Annotated in this window: 15 protein-coding genes; 9 read left to right on the forward strand and 6 right to left on the reverse strand. The window is 39.0% G+C overall.

Annotated elements, in window-relative coordinates:
- Positions 1 to 2: 2 nt before the first annotated feature.
- Entirely contained in the window at positions 3 to 221 is a 219-nt protein-coding gene (locus DS737_RS09830; protein WP_113997421.1) for a DUF1653 domain-containing protein, read from the reverse strand.
- 234 nt (positions 222 to 455) lie between these two features.
- Between DS737_RS09830 and ahpF the strand changes: the two genes are divergently transcribed.
- Positions 456 to 2,021 (forward strand): alkyl hydroperoxide reductase subunit F, encoded by a 1,566-nt coding sequence (gene ahpF / locus DS737_RS09835; RefSeq protein ID WP_113997422.1) that lies wholly within the window; start codon positions 456 to 458, stop codon positions 2,019 to 2,021.
- A 157-nt stretch (positions 2,022 to 2,178) separates the two neighbouring features.
- Positions 2,179 to 2,490 (forward strand): hypothetical protein, encoded by a 312-nt coding sequence (locus tag DS737_RS09840; RefSeq protein WP_005082153.1) that lies wholly within the window; start codon positions 2,179 to 2,181, stop codon positions 2,488 to 2,490.
- Between the two features lie 65 nt (positions 2,491 to 2,555).
- Here DS737_RS09840 and DS737_RS09845 read toward each other — a convergent pair whose 3' ends face one another.
- A complete protein-coding gene (locus tag DS737_RS09845) occupies positions 2,556 to 3,167 on the reverse strand; it encodes a glutathione binding-like protein (RefSeq protein ID WP_005082151.1) in 612 nt (203 codons plus the stop codon).
- 239 nt (positions 3,168 to 3,406) lie between these two features.
- Positions 3,407 to 5,872 (reverse strand): ExeM/NucH family extracellular endonuclease, encoded by a 2,466-nt coding sequence (locus tag DS737_RS09850; RefSeq protein ID WP_113997985.1) that lies wholly within the window; start codon positions 5,870 to 5,872, stop codon positions 3,407 to 3,409.
- A gap of 183 nt (positions 5,873 to 6,055) precedes the next feature.
- Here DS737_RS09850 and trmB point away from each other — a divergent pair, with 183 nt between their 5' ends.
- Positions 6,056 to 6,772 (forward strand): tRNA (guanosine(46)-N7)-methyltransferase TrmB, encoded by a 717-nt coding sequence (gene trmB, locus DS737_RS09855; protein WP_005082143.1) that lies wholly within the window; start codon positions 6,056 to 6,058, stop codon positions 6,770 to 6,772.
- Positions 6,773 to 7,109: 337 nt separating this feature from the next.
- Positions 7,110 to 7,469, forward strand: coding sequence for a hypothetical protein (locus DS737_RS09860; protein WP_005090952.1), 360 nt, complete (start codon positions 7,110 to 7,112; stop codon positions 7,467 to 7,469).
- 64 nt (positions 7,470 to 7,533) lie between these two features.
- On the opposite strand, the gene DS737_RS09865 is transcribed toward DS737_RS09860, so the two are convergent.
- Entirely contained in the window at positions 7,534 to 7,896 is a 363-nt protein-coding gene (locus tag DS737_RS09865) for a 5-carboxymethyl-2-hydroxymuconate Delta-isomerase (RefSeq protein ID WP_113997423.1), read from the reverse strand.
- A gap of 11 nt (positions 7,897 to 7,907) precedes the next feature.
- On the reverse strand, positions 7,908 to 9,623 hold the full coding sequence (locus DS737_RS09870; protein ID WP_005082137.1) for an AAA family ATPase: 1,716 nt from the start codon (positions 9,621 to 9,623) through the stop codon (positions 7,908 to 7,910).
- 228 nt (positions 9,624 to 9,851) lie between these two features.
- On the opposite strand from DS737_RS09870, the gene DS737_RS09875 reads away from it, so the two are divergent.
- The 5 genes from DS737_RS09875 (at position 9,852) to DS737_RS09895 (ending at position 15,640) form a co-directional block, all read left to right on the forward strand.
- Positions 9,852 to 10,817: an alpha/beta hydrolase gene (locus DS737_RS09875; RefSeq protein ID WP_005090955.1), complete on the forward strand. Its 966-nt coding sequence runs from the start codon at positions 9,852 to 9,854 to the stop codon at positions 10,815 to 10,817.
- Positions 10,818 to 11,093: 276 nt separating this feature from the next.
- Entirely contained in the window at positions 11,094 to 12,530 is a 1,437-nt protein-coding gene (eat, locus tag DS737_RS09880; RefSeq protein ID WP_113997424.1) for an ethanolamine permease, read from the forward strand.
- A gap of 17 nt (positions 12,531 to 12,547) precedes the next feature.
- Positions 12,548 to 13,933 carry an ethanolamine ammonia-lyase subunit EutB gene (locus tag DS737_RS09885; protein ID WP_113997425.1) on the forward strand — a complete coding sequence of 462 codons (1,386 nt, stop codon included), beginning with the start codon at positions 12,548 to 12,550 and terminating at the stop codon, positions 13,931 to 13,933.
- 10 nt (positions 13,934 to 13,943) lie between these two features.
- Positions 13,944 to 14,756 carry an ethanolamine ammonia-lyase subunit EutC gene (gene eutC / locus DS737_RS09890; RefSeq protein ID WP_113997426.1) on the forward strand — a complete coding sequence of 271 codons (813 nt, stop codon included), beginning with the start codon at positions 13,944 to 13,946 and terminating at the stop codon, positions 14,754 to 14,756.
- A 167-nt stretch (positions 14,757 to 14,923) separates the two neighbouring features.
- Complete coding sequence (locus DS737_RS09895; RefSeq protein WP_004638569.1) at positions 14,924 to 15,640, forward strand: glutamine amidotransferase; 717 nt, start codon at positions 14,924 to 14,926, stop codon at positions 15,638 to 15,640.
- A gap of 427 nt (positions 15,641 to 16,067) precedes the next feature.
- Here DS737_RS09895 and DS737_RS09900 read toward each other — a convergent pair whose 3' ends face one another.
- Entirely contained in the window at positions 16,068 to 17,795 is a 1,728-nt protein-coding gene (locus DS737_RS09900) for a glutamine--tRNA ligase/YqeY domain fusion protein (RefSeq protein ID WP_005082125.1), read from the reverse strand.
- Between the last annotated feature and the right edge of the window lie 119 nt (positions 17,796 to 17,914).

A 17,914-nucleotide genomic window follows, 5' to 3' on the forward strand; every position in this document is an offset into this window, starting at 1 on the left:
AATTAAGTACTTTGTATTAACTTAAATCGTGGTAGGACCTGACCATCTTCAAGCTGAACAGTCTCTATGAACATGCTCAATGGACGTACCCACATTGAATAATTGCCATATAAACATTGATAAACGACTAGCTCTTCTTCAGTTTCACTATGTCGTGCCACATGAAAGACCTGATAAAGCTGTCCCTTATAATGCTGATAGATACCACGTTGTAATGTCATATGACTTGCCTTCTAGTTATGCCATGAAATGATTGCAGTTATATAACAAGTTTAAGTGCAATTCATATTTGATCACTTGCTAAATGATTAAAAAACACCATATTTTAACTTAAAATTCAAAAAACCGATTGAACTCATAAAAACATACTGTTTCCCCTATGCTGAACTTTTGCGTACTATAGCCCCATGAAATTAATTTAGCCGACTTGAACTGCTTAGAATTTGGAGATTTGCATGTTAGATCAAAATATTAAAACTCAATTAAAAGCTTACTTAGAACGTTTAGAAAGTCCAATCGAGTTGGTGGCTGCTTTAGATGATTCAGATAAAGCTGCGAAAGTAAAAGAACTCGTGACTGAAATTGCTGAACTGTCTGATCAAGTTACGGCGCGTTTTGACGGTTCAAACGCTCGCCGTCCGAGTTTTGGTGTTGCCAAAGCAGGTGAACAACCGCGTGTGTTCTTTGCGGGTTTACCAATGGGACATGAGTTTACTTCTTTGATCTTGGCATTGTTACAAGTTTCAGGCTATGCACCTAAAGTTTCTGATGAGGTTTTAAATCAGATCAAAGGCTTAAATCTTAAAGCAAACTTTGATGTGTTTATTTCATTGAGCTGCCATAACTGTCCAGATGTAGTTCAAGCCTTGAACTTGATTGCAATCTATAACCCAAATACCACGACCACCATGATTGATGGTGCGTTCTTCCAAGATGAAGTGGAACAACGCAAAATCTTGGCCGTGCCAATGGTGTTCCAAGATGAGCAACATATCGGTCAAGGTCGCATGACTTTGGAAGAAATCATTGCCAAGTTAGATACTAACTCTGCGGAAAAAGATGCTGCGATGATCAATGCCAAAGATGCATTTGATGTCTTGGTAATTGGTGGTGGTCCTGCGGGTGCCACTGCGGCAATCTATGCGGCACGTAAAGGAATTAAAACAGGTATCGTCGCTGAGCGCTTTGGTGGTCAGGTCATGGATACCATGGACATTGAAAACTTTACCTCAGTGCAAAAGACCCAAGGTCCAAAGTTTGCGGCTGAAATGGAAGCACATGTCCGTGAGTATGATGTCGATATCATGAATCTCCAACGTGTGAGCAAAGTGACTGGTGCAGATCAAACAGCAACGGGCTTGGTTGAGGTTGAACTGGAGAATGGTGCCAAACTAGAATCCAAAACCATTATTCTTTCAACTGGTGCACGTTGGAGAGAGATGAATGTACCTGGTGAAGCTGAATATCGTACCCGTGGTGTCGCTTATTGCCCACACTGTGATGGTCCATTGTTCAAAGGTAAACGTGTTGCTGTGATTGGTGGCGGTAACTCTGGTGTGGAAGCTGCGATTGATCTTGCTGGAATTGTTGAACATGTAACCTTGGTTGAGTTCGACACCAAACTTCGAGCGGATCAAGTGTTACAAGATAAGTTAAACAGCTTATCTAATACAACAGTGATCATGAATGCATTGAGTACTGAAGTGCTTGGTGATGGTTCACAAGTGACAGGCTTGAAGTATAAAGATCGTGCTACAGATCAAGAACATGTGGTTGAGCTTGCAGGGATCTTTGTTCAAATTGGTTTATTACCGAATACAGATTTCTTAAAAGACAGCGCTGTTGAATTGAGTAATCGTGGTGAGATCATGGTGAATGATCGCAATGAAACCAATGTGAAAGGTGTATTTGCTGCGGGTGACTGTACTACAGTGCCTTATAAGCAAATTATCATTGCCACAGGTGAAGGCGCGAAAGCTTCGCTCTCTGCTTTTGATTATATGATTCGTTCTGGCGTTTAAACTGCTTTAAAGAACATGTGCGCGCATTTACATTTTCCAGTGTAAGTGCGTGTTTTTACAAGTTATCAACAAATTTTAAACTTTCTTATTCCTAAACTTTGTGTTTATATTTTTGTTATCCACTTTTTGGATGCCACAAAGAAAAGGAAATATGAAAATGAATAAATTACTTGTTGCTTTAGGTCTTGCTGCGACTGTTGCCCTTGTTGGATGTAGTAAAGAAAAAGCGCCTGAAACAGGTGCAACAACTGGTGAACACTTAGAGCATGCTGCTGAACAAGCAGGTCATGATGTTGCAACTGCTGTCGATTCTGCTGCTGATCAAATCGATGCTGCTGCTGATCACACAGCAACTGCAACGGCTGAAGCTGCTGCAGAAACTGAAGCTGCTGCACGTGATGCTGCTGCGAATGTTGCAGGTGCGGTTGAATCTACTGCTGCTGATGTAAAAGAAAAAGCTCAGCAATAATCTGTTGAGACTAAAAAGCCTCTGTCATTTACTGATCAGAGGCTTTTTTAATGCCAATTGGATAATTAACCCAATAAACCTTCATCTCGCATTGCAATCTGAACGGATTGTCGCTCTGCAACTTTGTTACGTAGCGCGATGATATTGATATAAGGTGTTAGATCATGCTCAATATGATTTGACCAATTTGTTAATACAAATAAATATGCATCTGCAGGGCCAAAGTTATCGTCAACTAAATAATCATACTCAGATTCAGCTAAATAATTATCAATATATTTGAGTAGACGATCAACCTCTGCATACGCTTTAGTTTTTTCATCATTGGTTAATTGACCACCAAAGAAAACAGCATAAGCGTCATGCAATTCTGAATTTAAATATCCTAGCCACTCAAGGACTTTCGCACGTCCCATACCTGATGGAGGAATTAAATCTTGCTTAGGATCATGCTGAGCCAAAAACGGTAAAATTGCCACATTTTCAGTTAACATTAAACCCGGATTAATTTCTAAAGCAGGTACATAACCTTTCGGGTTGATTTCATAATAATCCACACCTTTTTCGGTTTTATGTGTTTTTAAATCAACGCGTTCTAAATCAAAATCTACATTTATTTCATTTAAAATAATATGTGCTGCCAATGAGCAAGCACCAGGTGAATAATACAACTTCATGTTTGATCCTTGTTATCTAACTCTTATGTTCTAAAACGCTTGATCGAAATTTGCAAAGTATGTTTTCACAAATTTGTCAATAAACGTAAAATGCCTGTTCATCTGACTATTGGCGAATTTATGCGATTTTGCAAGTAGTCTTATGTCAACTTTTTATAGTGATCGTATACATCCTGTTCAAATAAACTTAATTGCTTAGAAGAGCAGATCATTTTCTACTCTTCTTAGTATTGAACCAATTAAACTTTCACTTTTCGAGAACGTAACGAATAACCCGTAAGCCCCAATAATCCTAATATCGACAACCATCCAAAACTTCCTGAAGAACTGTTTTGGGTAGATGGCTTATTCTCAGGATCTTGTAAATCAATATCCACAATTACAGGGTCATGATCGGAAGAGCGATAAGGGTCTTCTGCGAAGAATAAGGCCTTTTGCTCATCGGTTTTATATTCTTCGTTATAATCCAAAACTGTTGGCTCGTCCGCATTGATATGCCAAGCAAAAGCTTTTTTGACTTTACTGTAAAGATTAGAATCCGCAATAGCATGGTCTAAATTACCAGCACCACCATAACCTTCAGCATTACTGGATACACCAAACACATAGCTATAGGCCTGTTCACCTTGCCCAATCGTTTTGTCATTCAATAGCACTTTATAATTTGCTTTTTCTAGAGCCAAGATTGGGTCTTCTTTGGCATAACTATTCAGATCACCTAATAACAAAATATTTGGCGTTTCAACTTGTGTTGGATTTTTTGCTGCCCATTGAATTAATTGCTCCACCGCCTTAACACGTGTTGGATTCCAACATCCCTGCCCATCTTTCTGATCTGCATCTAGTGATGCTGCATTTACTCCAGAACAGCTTTTAGATTTAAGGTGATTCGGTATCACCGTCAACATTTGCTTTCCTGAAATAGGCTGGAAGGTTTGCGCAATTGTGGTTCTGTTTTTGTCTCCCAAATCCAAAACCACAGGTTTATTTACAGGTTTGACACGCTTACTGTTATAAATAATTGCGACCGCAATCGCATCTGTACCCAAACGATCTAAGTTTTCTGGTACCACATAACGCCAATCCGCACCTAAAGCACGCGTGAGATAAGCAATCGCACTGTCTTCGCCAAAACCATTGTTGGCAATCTCCATTAGACCATAAATATCAGCATCAATTGCTCGCATCGCACTGACAATCTTACGATGTTGTTTATCAAACTCAGCTTGTGAAGTTGCGCCACGCTCAGTTGGAAAACCATTTTTACCATTATCGTAATTCAGGACATTGAATGCTGCCGCACGAATTAATTTATCTTCTTTGGCAATTACAGTTGGCCGTTCTGGTGTAGGTTTAATAATCGTCGGAAGATTACCACCTTGAATTGGTTGAATACGCCAACCATTGAATCGGTATTCTAAGATACCTTCAACATTTTGTAGTTGATGCCCAACCCTGAGCGTATTGGTGGCACTAAAATTCTGAGGTAACCACGGCGTTCTGTTTTGATTGTTATAACCGTCATCTAGAATAATTTTTGATAATAAATTTTTCTGTGCTAACTCTTTTGCTTCGTTAGATAATGGTGCATGTAAGTTAGTTGGAATATACAAGCGCCCTAAGCTCAAAGATAATTCGCCAAAACGACCATAATTATAGTTTTCACTGATGGTTAAGCTTTGTGGAAGTTTAACCAACATGCCCTGATAACGTTGTGGAGAGTTTTCAGTCAATTCTGTCAAACTTTTAAATGGTAAATTCAAACTGATTGGTTGAATTAGGCCTAACATATTCAAATTACAAGTTTCAATGTCTTGCTGAATTTGATCGATTTGCAATTGATTTTGATAGGCGGTTAAGCGCCCTCGTAAGATCACTTCATCACCGACTTTCCCACCTTTAATCGTACTACTAGCTGGTATATAGACGAAAATGGCGTTGCTGACATTCGCCTTGGCTTTGCTATCCGGTGTTTGTACATAAAAACCTGAGAAGCCATTGTTATAACGATAATCTGCGGTAATCACACCACGTACCGTATAATTCTGCCCTTGTGTTGCTTGCTGATTTAGATCAGCAATCGCAGTGTCTGAAGAACGTGAACAACTAATCGTCTCATCGGTAGGCGGCGGTGTTGTAGATCCTGTGAGATTGGAAAAATCATTTCGATCTGTCCAAGCTTTCCATGCGCTGTCTAAATCAAAACTTGTTGTTGGATCAATCTCAGTCGCAGGATTTGTGTTTTGCAGGCGGGTAAAACTATTGCCTTTGCTAAACACGGTATTTCCCCAACCATTCACAGGCTGCTCACCGACTCGCCCAAAACGATCAACAACTTTGCCCTTATGTACCAGTACAATCGCATCATCCCCATTGAATGATAATGCTGCAACCTGATTGACCTGAGAGCCTAGTACTGCTTGTAATTCAGTACGACCAACTAGAAATTTGGCTTGACTCGCCAACGTACCTTGTAGCTGGAAAGCCACAGTTTTTGTCAATGCACCATTATTAAACTGCTGAATTTCATATTCAGCCAAATTTGCAACTGTCGCATCTGGATTGTAGATTTCCAAGCCTTTTTTATTACTACTACCATCCACATATTGGCTAAACATCAGTTGAGCATATGCTTGTGAAAAAGCTGAACAAGCGCCAAGAAGACCAAGGCAAACAGTGACTGTACGCAATTTAAATGTTTTCATCATATTTTACTTTATGTTCAAATCGCCATTAGCCTATTCAATCTTTGTGACATCTGGATGAAGAATTGCTTGCATGTCTTCAGTAATTTTAAAAATGATTGAGCAAATAAAATCATTTAAAGATTTGACTTGACCCCGTGAACACTTAAAATACGCCTTTTCTATCTTTATATCTCCAGAATCATGTCAACCGATCAGTTAGAAACGCAAATTACCGAACTCGACAATTTGCCAGAGCACCGTGAAATTGTGACATTTATGCGTCGTTCAGCACCGCTCAACACTTCACAACGCACTGCTTTAGAAAATTATCGTGATTTAATTTTGGAATATCCTGTTGGCGATCTACGTCAGCATTTTGAACATCCTGAACGCCCTCTAACCGTCGAAATTGGTTTTGGTATGGGACGTTCTTTGGTTTTGATGGCAAAAGCTAATCCTGAGCGTAACTTTGTCGGGATCGAAGTCCATGTCCCTGGTATCGCGCAGTGTGTCTATGAAGCGGGCATGGCTGAGCTAAAAAACTTACGTGTACTGGATGCTGATGCGATTCAAGTACTTCGTGAGATGCCTGATAATAGTATCGACTGTGTACAACTATATTTCCCTGATCCATGGCAAAAGAAGCGTCATTTTAAACGTCGTTTTGTGATCCATGAACGCATGCAATTGGTTGAACAGAAACTCGCGTTAGGTGGAACATTCCACGCTGCGACCGATTGGGAACCATATGCAGAGTGGATGCTTGATGTTTTAGACAATCGCCCAAATTTGGAGAACTTGGCAGGTAAAGGCAATAGCTACCCTCGCCCAGACTGGCGTCCTGTGACAAAATTCGAGCGTCGTGGTATCGAATCTGGTCACAAAATCAATGATTTCATTTTCAAGAAAATAAACTAAAAATCTAAGCCATTTCTGCCCTATTACAAATTTATAGCATTAAATATCAAATATTTAATGCTATTTTTATGTCTGATAATATTAAAGTCATTCTGTTAAATACTTGAATTATTCAGTCTCAGAATGGATATCTCATAACAAACCAACACTTTTGTGGATGAGAGAGTTATTAAAATACAAGTGTTTACATGATCTATAAATATCTGTGTCAATGTTGAGCTAAAATTAAAGCTGACAAGGTGTATCATTTACTAATCAATTAACGTGTTGTTAGCTGCCATCCCCTAGTGAATGAGCACAGCCATGTCAATTAATGATGAAAGACAGGATAATTTTTATGGAAAAAACACTGCAATGTCCCAAATGTGGCTCTACAGAAATTGAAACACGTGATCATGACAAATTATTGAAAACCACTGGCGGTGTTTTAATGACTGCTGCTGGTACAACAGCGGGTACTGTTGGCGGTGCAGCGACTGGAGCGTCTGTAGGCGCGGCGATTGGTACTGTAGCTGGACCATTAGGTATCATTGTCGGCGGTACAGTAGGAACATTTGTTGGTGCAATTAGTGTGGGAATTACTGGCGGTGTGGTAGGTAATATTTTTGGGAAAAAAGCAGGTGTCATAATCGACAAAAATATTTTTCAGGACTATCGCTGCTTAAAATGTAACTACCGCTTTAAATTAAAAAATTAATATGACAGGAAAAACAAAAAATCTGGCATCTAAGCCAGATTTTTTTATAACCTGTTTTGCTCAGCTAAGCAATTGCCTTAAAGTAGTTTTCTTTTGGCATATCAATCACTTCAATGCAAAGCTGTATTGAAAACTCAAACTCGGATTTCAAATATTTTTTTTGCTCTAGCGCCTTTAGCAAACCCTGCCCTAAAGTTTGCTTTTGTGCTGCAGACCGTCCACTGAGCAGATAAAGTTTCAGATGAATATAAGCATCTTGTACATCACCCAGACCAATCAAAAACATTTCATCTTTGAAAATACGAGATTTAATATCATTTGCATCAAATAGCGCTGTTGCAATTAATGATGTGTTAATTTCTTGAAGCAACTTCTGTTGATCTAAATCAATCAGTTGTGCTGAGTAATTTACCGTGATATGTGGCATATGTATTCCCCTTACTCAACAAATAACAAAGCTAATCGAACTTGGTCATAAGACATTCTAGGACTCGTAGCCTCTACAATTGGGCGTAACTTAATCGCACCATCATCGGTAAAATGCTCGGGATTCTTACGTTTATGCAAACGTTTATAAATCTTGCGCACTTCTTCCACCACTTCATCGCCGGGATGTGCAACAGAAATATCTAAAGCTTGTTCTTTATGCAAACGTGCCAAATGATTAATAATCGTCGCAGGCGTTAATCCACGCTCATGTGCAATGTCTTCGATCTCATAGCCACCCTCAAACAAAGCTCTCGTTTCATCTAAAGTCGCGGTTGCATAATTTTGCTTCGTACCGCTTTTGGATAATTTCTTTTCATTGCGTGCAATTTCGGTTGTATTTAATGTACCGCCACAATGACGAATAAATGCATTATGCTGCGTGGTTAAATCAACATTTTCAAAATTTGCTTCTGCTTCCGTGGATAACTCCTGAAAACGGCGGTCTGCTTTTATCGCCAAACTATCCAGCTCTAACGCCTGCTGATTAAACCCAAGTAATCTAAGTCCACTTAGTGACTTTAATCGAGACAGTGCCACATAGCCCTGACCTTTCTCAAAAGTATGCGTTAAATTGATTTCAGCCGCTTCAAGTGTCATTCCCTGACTCTTATGAATGGTAATCGCCCAAGCCAAACGCAAAGGAATTTGTTGAAAGCTTGCGATCGCTTTACCTGCTTCGTTTTCTATAGACCACGTTTCAGGTTCCACTAACAACGTTGTGCCATCAGTTAACTTGACTTTAGGGAGTAATCCCTGTTGATCATCTTCCTCAAAACCAATGACTTCACCTAAACTGCCATTGATATATCCCATATCAAAATTATTTTTAACAAACATAACTTTGGCGTTTTTTTTCAAGCTCAGCTCTTCTGGGGCACGCACAGAGGATTTTAAGGTTTCGATGAGCTTCTCATTGCCATCTAGCACAGCATTGAATTGATGGCTTTCAGTGTCGATCTCATTTAAATGTTGATAATTGATATTATCTACATCCATATTATGGGTATATAACCGAGTGAAGGTATCGCCGATATCTTGATCACGAGATTGTTGTAAAGCCTGAATATGGTCAGCCTGAATATTTTGAGCGCGAATCGCATTTAAGATCTGATTCAGTATTTCATCATCTTGACGATGCTGTTCAGTGAGATAACAAACTCTAAATTTCGCCTCAACCCAAGCATCAGACATAAAACAAAACTTATCGCGGTTGGCTTCACCATTACGCCCTACAGGCGGTAACTGAAAGAAATCACCAGCCACAATAACCTGAATTCCACCAAAAGCCTCATCGCTTTCTTTGAAATATTTCAATACTTGATTGACCAGATTAAGCTGCTTGGCATGCAGCATGGAAATTTCATCAATAATCAGAACTTGGGCATTTTCTAAATGCTCTTTTAAATATTTACGTTCTTTCATTCGCTTGAGATCATCATCACTCAAACTATCTTTAATTCCAATCCCCGCCCATGTATGAATCGTCATTCCATTCATATGAGTTGCTGCAATCCCTGTAGATGCCGTAATTGCAACGGGAACTTTTCGCACTTTTAGATAATGAATATATTGATTAAGCGTATAGGTTTTTCCTGCACCTGCTGAACCTGTCAAAAAAACATTTTCCCCAGCTTTTAAAAGTTTCAGTGCAGTCTCTTGTTTCATAATTTCATCAGTCAAAAACAACAGCACATAGCTTAACGATTTTTTTCCAAAAATAAAAACTCAAACAAGAAAACTTGGCTTGGGTATTTTAAAATTTTTGATCGACTAACACTTTCTGTCATCTAAGTGTCAACTGATGGCTATGAACCCTTTGGATCTTATATTTTCATTGACATATTGGTCTTTTCATTTATGGTGGTTATAAATAAATTCGGGCTGAATATAAAAATGAATAGCTTAAATCTACATACTTATCAACCAGATATACTCGGTGATGATTACCAACAACTGACTTTAAATTTTGCTGATGATTATGATGGAAAAGTAGTTGCAACATTGGTACGCAAAAAAGCCAATCAAGCTACAAAAAAAGCAGTGTTATATATTCATGGTTTCGCCGATTATTTTTTTCAAACTGAAATGGCTGAACAGTTTAACCAACAAGGTTATGACTTCTATGCGCTTGATCTAAGAAAATACGGACGTTCAAAACTTCCACATCAAAAACTGTATTACGTTTTAGATCTGCGTGAATATGATGCAGAAATCAGCAAAGCGCTCGAAATCATTGGTCAAGAAAATCACAATCAGGTACTACTTGCAGGTCACTCGACAGGCGGATTAATTACAACGCTCTACGCAGCACACTACCCTGATCATCGTCTAATCAAAGCAGTCTGGGCAAACAGTCCATTTTATGATTTTTATAAAAGTACTATTGAAAAAAAGGTTGGTATACCTTTACTCAGTAAAGTTGGAAAACGCTTACCCAATGCCAAGTTCCCAAGTGGTCTAAATCAGTGGTATACACCGAGCCTCCACAAAGCATTTTATGGTGAATGGGACTTTAATTTAAACTGGAAACCAAAATCTGTTCCGTTTGTCCGATTATGCTTCGTTCATGCGATTCATGAAGCACAAAAAGAAATTCACCACGGTATCCACCTCAACGTTCCAACTCTGATTATGCACTCGCACCAATCTAAATACCCCAAAAAATGGGGTGTAGATGCGCAACAAAGTGATGTCATTCTGGATATAAAAGATATGACACATAATGCAAAAAAAATGAAAGGCGACGTACAAACACTCGCTATTCAAAATGGTTTGCATGATTTGGTACTGTCTGCACCAACAGTCCGAACAGAGGTTTATCAACAACTCTTCCAATGGTTGGATCAAAAGATCAACTGATACCATCAATCATCAAGGAACTTCATATGTGTCTTGAAGTTCCTTTTTTCCAGCTGTTCCGCACCATTTTAGAACAACATAAAATATAATTTATTTAGTTGTATCTATTTTTAAGCAAATTCCACGATTCATAACGATTATAAACTCAGCTATAAAAAGTCAAAAACATCTGTTTTTACCATTTGGAATAAAAATATTTTAAAAAATCTGCATTTCTAAATTTAGGCATTACTTTTGCACTGTTAGATACATGTTCACTCTGAGGAGTAAGATTGTATGGACCATGCAAACACTGTATCAACCACATCAACAAGTGCAGATATTTCATCGACTGAGTATTTTTCTCAGCGTCAACTCAAACAAGGTACAGTTGGTTGGCTTCTCCTCATTGGTTTAGGTGTTGCCTATGTTATTTCGGGTGATTTCGCTGGCTGGAATTTTGGCATAGCCCAAGGTGGTTGGGGTGGCCTATTTGTTGCGACAATTCTAGTCGCAATCATGTATCTATGTTTATGTCTATCTATGTCGGAAATGTCGACCATGATGCCGACTGCAGGTGGAGGTTACAGTTTTGCACGAGCAGCTTTCGGTCCATTCGGTGGTTATCTGACAGGTACAGCTATTTTAATTGAATATTCGATTGCTCCAGCTGCGATTGCTGTTTTTATTGGTGGTTACTGTGAGTCACTGTTTGGTCTGAATGGTTGGATGGTGTATTTGAGCTGTTATTTGATCTTTATGAGCATTCACTTAAAAGGCGCAGGTGAAGCGCTAAAAATCATGTTTGTCATTACCTCAGTAGCAGTCATCGCCCTTGTGGTATTTGTTGCTGCAATGGCACCACACTTTAAAGCACAAAATTTATTTGATATTCCAGCTGGCGTGGCAACAGGTGCAAGTGCTTTTCTCCCACACGGCTATTTAGGTATTTGGGCAGCTGTTCCTTTTGCAATTTGGTTTTTTCTTGCTGTTGAGGGGGTTCCACTCGCAGCAGAAGAAGCAAAAGATCCAGCAAAATCATTACCTCGAGGACTCATTGGCGCGATGTTAATTTTAACAACCTTCGCAATCTTGATCTTAGTCTTAGGTGCTGGAGCTGCTGGTGCAAGCACATTACAAAACTCAGATGCACCTTTAGTTGATGCACTAACGAAAGTATATGGAACAGGAACATGGCTTGCGACTTTTGTAAACTTCGTTGGCTTGGCGGGATTAATAGCAAGCTTTTTCTCGATTATCTATGCTTATTCGCGTCAAATTTTTGCGCTCTCCCGAGCTGGGTATTTGCCAACCTCACTATCACTTACGAATAAAAATAAAGCACCTTATTTGGCTATTATTATTCCGGGCATTATTGGTTTTTTTCTTTCACTTAGCCGTGAAGGTGACTCACTCATTTTAATTGCGGTGTTTGGTGCGACCATCTCCTATGTACTGATTCTTTTGGCACATATCAAATTACGTTTATCAAAACCTCATATGCCGCGCCCCTACAAAACACCTGGTGGCATTTTTACTTCAAGCATCGCCTTACTCCTAGCAATTGGTGCAGTAGTAGCGGGTTTCGTTGTTAATCCTAAAATTTGGTTTATCGCTGCGGCAATCTATGCCTGCTTTATTGCTTACTTTTTATTCTACAGCCGTTATCATTTAATTAAAGGTACGCCAGAAGAAGAGTTTGCCAATATCAAAGCAGCAGAAGAACAAACCTAATAGAATAAGGAATCACAATGAGCTATCGAATTATGGTTGCCAATCAGCAATACCACTTTGCTGATTTAAAGACGCTCATGGCAAAAGCAACACCTTTACGCTCGGGCGATGAGTTAGCAGGTATTGCCGCACTGGATGCAACTGAACGCGTTGCTGCACAAATGGCTTTGGCTGATGTACCACTCAAAACATTTCTCAATGAAACTGTGGTCGATTACGACATAGACGAGATTACACGATTAATCATTGATGAACACAATCAGAATGCTTTTGCTCCAATTTCACATTTCACTGTCGGTGACTTTAGAAATTGGTTACTTGGCGAACACGCGACCGCTGAAACATTATCCAATCTTTCTTCAGGACTTACACCAGAAATGGTGGCTGCTGTAAGCAAAATCATGCGCAATCAAGATTTGATTTATGTAGCCAGCAAATGTGAAGTCATCACCCAGTTCCGCAATACCATTGGACTCAAAGGACACCTCTCTACCCGCTTACAACCCAACCATCCCACTGATGATGTACTGGGCATTTCAGCCAGTATTCTAGATGGTTTAATGTACGGTAATGGTGATGCAGTAATTGGAATTAATCCTGCAACAGACAATTTGCATAATCTAGCAGAGTTATTAAAACTCATCGATCATGTTATTCAAGAATATCAAATTCCAACCCAATCCTGCGTACTCACACATATCAGCTCAGGTATTCAACTGGCTGAGAAAAATGTGCCGATTGATTTGATGTTTCAATCAATTGCAGGAACACAACGTGCCAACGAAGGGTTTGGTATTTCACTAGAACTATTACAAGAAGGTTATGAAGCAACGTTAGCACTAAATCGCGGTACTTTAGGACAAAATGTCATGTACTTTGAAACAGGACAAGGCAGTGCTTTATCTAGTAATGCTCATCATGGTGTTGATCAACAAACGCTCGAAACACGTGCTTATGCCGTTGCACGAAAATATAACCCCCTTCTTGTAAATACCGTCGTTGGTTTTATTGGTCCTGAATATCTCTACAACGGCAAACAAATTATCCGAGCAGGCTTAGAAGATCATTTTTGTGGAAAATTACTCGGCTTACCGATGGGTTGTGATATTTGCTACACCAACCATGCTGATGCAGATCAAAATGATATGGATGTATTACTCACTTTATTTGGAGCAGCAGGACTTAATTTCATAATGGGGATCCCCGGCTCTGATGATGTCATGCTGAATTATCAAACTACTTCATTTCACGATGCTTTGTATTTAAGGCAATTATTAGGTTTAAAACCTGCCCCTGAGTTTGCTGCATGGTTAGAACAACAAGGAATTTTTAAACAACAACATGCAAAAATTCACTGGTCTGATCATATGCCAGAGAAATTTTCACGTTTACTCATGCATTAGGAGAATATCGATGAAACTTAATCGTGACGTACATTATCCTACGCATTTACACCAAGATCAGTGGGAAAAACTTAAACAATTTACGGATGCGCGAATCGCACTTGGTCGTGCAGGTTGTAGCATACCGACACGAGCATTACTGGAATTTCAGCTATCACATGCTCAAGCACAAGATGCAGTCTATCAGAGCTTAGATACAGCTTATTTAGCTGAACAATTACAAAACAACTCACTTCAAAGCATTCATGTAAGTAGCAATGCTCAAAATAAAGAAATTTATCTAAAACGACCGGATCTCGGTCGACAACTGTGTGAGCGTTCCAAACAACAGCTCATGGCACAATTCAAAGATGCACAACCTTATGATGTATGCATCGTTGTAGGTGATGGACTTTCTGCACGTGCAATTGAAGCAAATGCGGTCCCTTTTATTTTGTCTCTAAACAAATATATTCAGCAACAAGATTGGCGACTTGCGCCAATTATTCTAGCAACAGGTAGCCGAGTTGCCTTGGGCGATGATGTTGCTCAAATCTTTAAAGCTTCGATGTTGGTCATGCTAATTGGAGAACGTCCAGGTCTTAGTTCACCTGATAGCATGGGGATTTACTACACATGGCATGCTCATACAGGATGCCTCGATTCACAACGTAATTGTATTTCGAATGTTCGCCCAGCAGGTTTGAGTATTCCAGTTGCCACACAACGACTGATGAACTTAATGAAAGAATCAAAACGACTTGGTTTATCAGGCGTTGATTTAAAAGATGATCATCAAGTACCAGAAGTTCAAACAATGAGTCCAACTAGACTTCTTTTTTAATAACATTTAATCAAACGCACTATTTATTATTGAAAGGTAGTTTTTTGGTCAAATCAATTTCTTGTTTTGCTACACTATGACTTACTTCAGTCTGACTGGAAAGATAACTCAGACTGATTGCCTTGAAAAATAGCCCCAAAACCTATCTATCCGAAGAAATAATATCCATGAGCTTTGATAAAACACTGCCTAAGACTATTTATGCCATTCAACATCTCGCTTTTGAAGATTTAGGTTCACTAGAAGATCTGTTTTACCGACTCGGTTTTCGTGTCCGTTATTTTGAAGCGGGTGTTGATGATCTTACACCCGCACTTAATTATGAAGGTTTAACCATTGTTTTAGGTGGACCAATTGGGGTTTATGAAACTGAAGACTACCCTTTTCTTATTGATGAAATAGCAGGTTTAAAACAACGCTTAAAAGCCAACAAACCAACGCTCGGTATCTGCTTAGGCGCACAACTGATTGCACATGCGCTGGGTGCAAAAGTTTATGCAGGCCATCAAAAAGAAATTGGTTGGAGTCCGTTAGAAATCAAACCAAGTGCAGACAATCCCTTAGCTACACTTGAAAAGATTGAAGTTTTACACTGGCACGGCGATACTTTTGATTTACCTGACAATAGCACCCTGCTTGCCAGTTCTGCTATCTATCCAAATCAAGCCTTTTCAGTTGGAAATAATATTTTAGCACTTCAGTTTCATATAGAAATTACAGAAGAAAGTTTTGAAAAGTGGTTGATTGGCCATACCTGTGAAATTCGCCAAGCAGGTTTATCTATTTCTAAACTTAGAGCAGAAAATCTCAATTACGCTTTGCAATTGGAACATAAGGCACAACACGTCATTCAAAAATTTCTTAGTCAGATCACTGTGATGTAATATTCTCGGCTTGAGCAAGTTAACTTTGATGAACTTGCTCAATTTTAAATAAAATCTATAAAACCAATCATAAAAATTAATACTGTTGGAAAAAACCTTAAAATATTACATTTGTTAAGCTTAGATTACATAACATACACATGAAACACATCAAGCACCCACAAGATAATTTGAAAAAATTTTATAATAAACAATAGAATATAAACATTATATGTTTTTGCATTTTGTTTATTTGCGTAGGTGGGTGAGAGTTATGCTGAAGTTTCTCAAGAGTTTTCATACGATTAATACGTATTTAATCGCATCAACAGTGCTACTTATTTTTCTTGTGATCTACTTTTATCTAAATCCCTAAAATGCAAAAAGCCCAATTACAAATTGGGCTTTTTATTAGATAACGAAGTCTCGCTCCAAAATAAATTTAAGCTTATTTTTTCTCAACTTTAAAACTATCTTTTAAATCAAGAATACGGTTAAAGACTGGCTTCTCAGCCTGATGATCATATTGATCTGCAACAAAGTAACCCTCACGTTCAAACTGGAAACGATCTTCAGGTTTCGCTTGTGCCAAAGCTGGTTCAATCACCGCTTGTACCACTTTCAATGATTCAGGATTTAGATTTGCCAAGAAGTCATCGTCTGCATCTGGCGCAGCTTCAGTAAATAAACGATCATAAATACGAACCTCAGCAGGAACGCCTTTTGTCGCAGATACCCAATGGATCACACCTTTTACTTTACGACCTTCAGGATTTTTACCCAATGTATCAGGATCAATTGAACATTTCAGTTCAATGACTTCACCATTTGCATCTTTGATGACTTCATCACATTTGATCACATAAGCATGGCGTAAACGAACCTCACCCTCAGGAATCAAACGTTTAAATCCTTTTGGTGGAACTTCTTCAAAATCTTTACGATCAATATAAAGCTCACGAGTTAAAGGAATCACACGCTCACCCATATCGACATTCGGATGACGTTTATGTGTTAAATCTAATTCTTCAGGCAAATTGGTTAACGTCACTTTCAATGGATCAAGTACCGCCATACCACGCGCAGCAGTATTTTCTAGAGACTGACGTATGCAGAATTCAAGCATTGCCACATCGACAATCCCATCAGTTTTAGAAACACCAACACGCTTACAGAAATCACGTAAACCTTCTGCTGTAAAACCACGGCGACGCATACCCACAACAGTAGGCATACGAGGGTCATCCCAGCCATTTACATAACCGCCTTCGACCAATTTACGTAATTTACGTTTAGAGGTAATCGTATAATCAATATTTAAACGCGAAGATTCATACTGACGTGGAACGGCTTTTGAGTGAACCTTCTCAACAATCCAGTCATAAAATGGGCGATGATCTTGGAACTCCAAAGTACAGAGTGAATGGGTAATTCCTTCAATTGCATCAGACAATGGATGAGCATAGTCATACATTGGGTATATTTTCCACTTATCACCTGTTTGGTGATGTTCGGAATGCAATACACGATACAAAATTGGATCACGCATATGGACATTTGGACTTGCCATATCGATTTTGGCACGCAATACAGCACCGCCCTCTTGGATTTCACCATTACGCATTTGTTCAAAACGCGCTAAGTTCTCCTCAACGGTTGCATCACGATACGGCGAATTTTTTCCAGGCTCAACAAAATTACCACGATTCAGCTTAATTTCTTCAGGAGATTGCAAATCTACATAAGCATCACCTTGTTCAATCAACTGAACAGCCCATGCATAAAGTTGATCAAAATATCCTGAAGCATAGCGAGGTTCACCATTCCAGTTAAAACCTAACCATTTCACATCATTGGCAATACCATCAACGTATTCTTGTTCTTCGGCATCGGGATTTGTATCATCAAAACGTAGATTACATAAACCGTCAAATTCTTCAGCGACACCAAAGTTAAGACAAATTGCTTTCACATGACCAATATGCAAATAACCATTTGGCTCAGGGGGAAAACGCGTCACAACTTTTTGAGTACGTCCTTCTTTTAGGTCATCGGTGATTACCTGACGTACAAAATCTAAGCCTGCCTGTTGTTCTTGCTGCGCGTTATCGACAGAGGCATGCGTATTCGGTGTCGGGTTCTTTGGCAGTTCTGAAACAACATCATTTGGCTTCATAGGGTGTAAATCACTTCTTACAGTTAAAAATAGGGAATAAAAACGCAATCTTTACTTTTTCTGAAAGATTTTAACGTTTTTTACTTGCCTTGTAGTTTACAGTTTGCTTATGCTTCTCT

This window comes from Acinetobacter haemolyticus (assembly GCF_003323815.1).
Classification (GTDB): Bacteria; Pseudomonadota; Gammaproteobacteria; order Pseudomonadales; family Moraxellaceae; genus Acinetobacter; species Acinetobacter haemolyticus.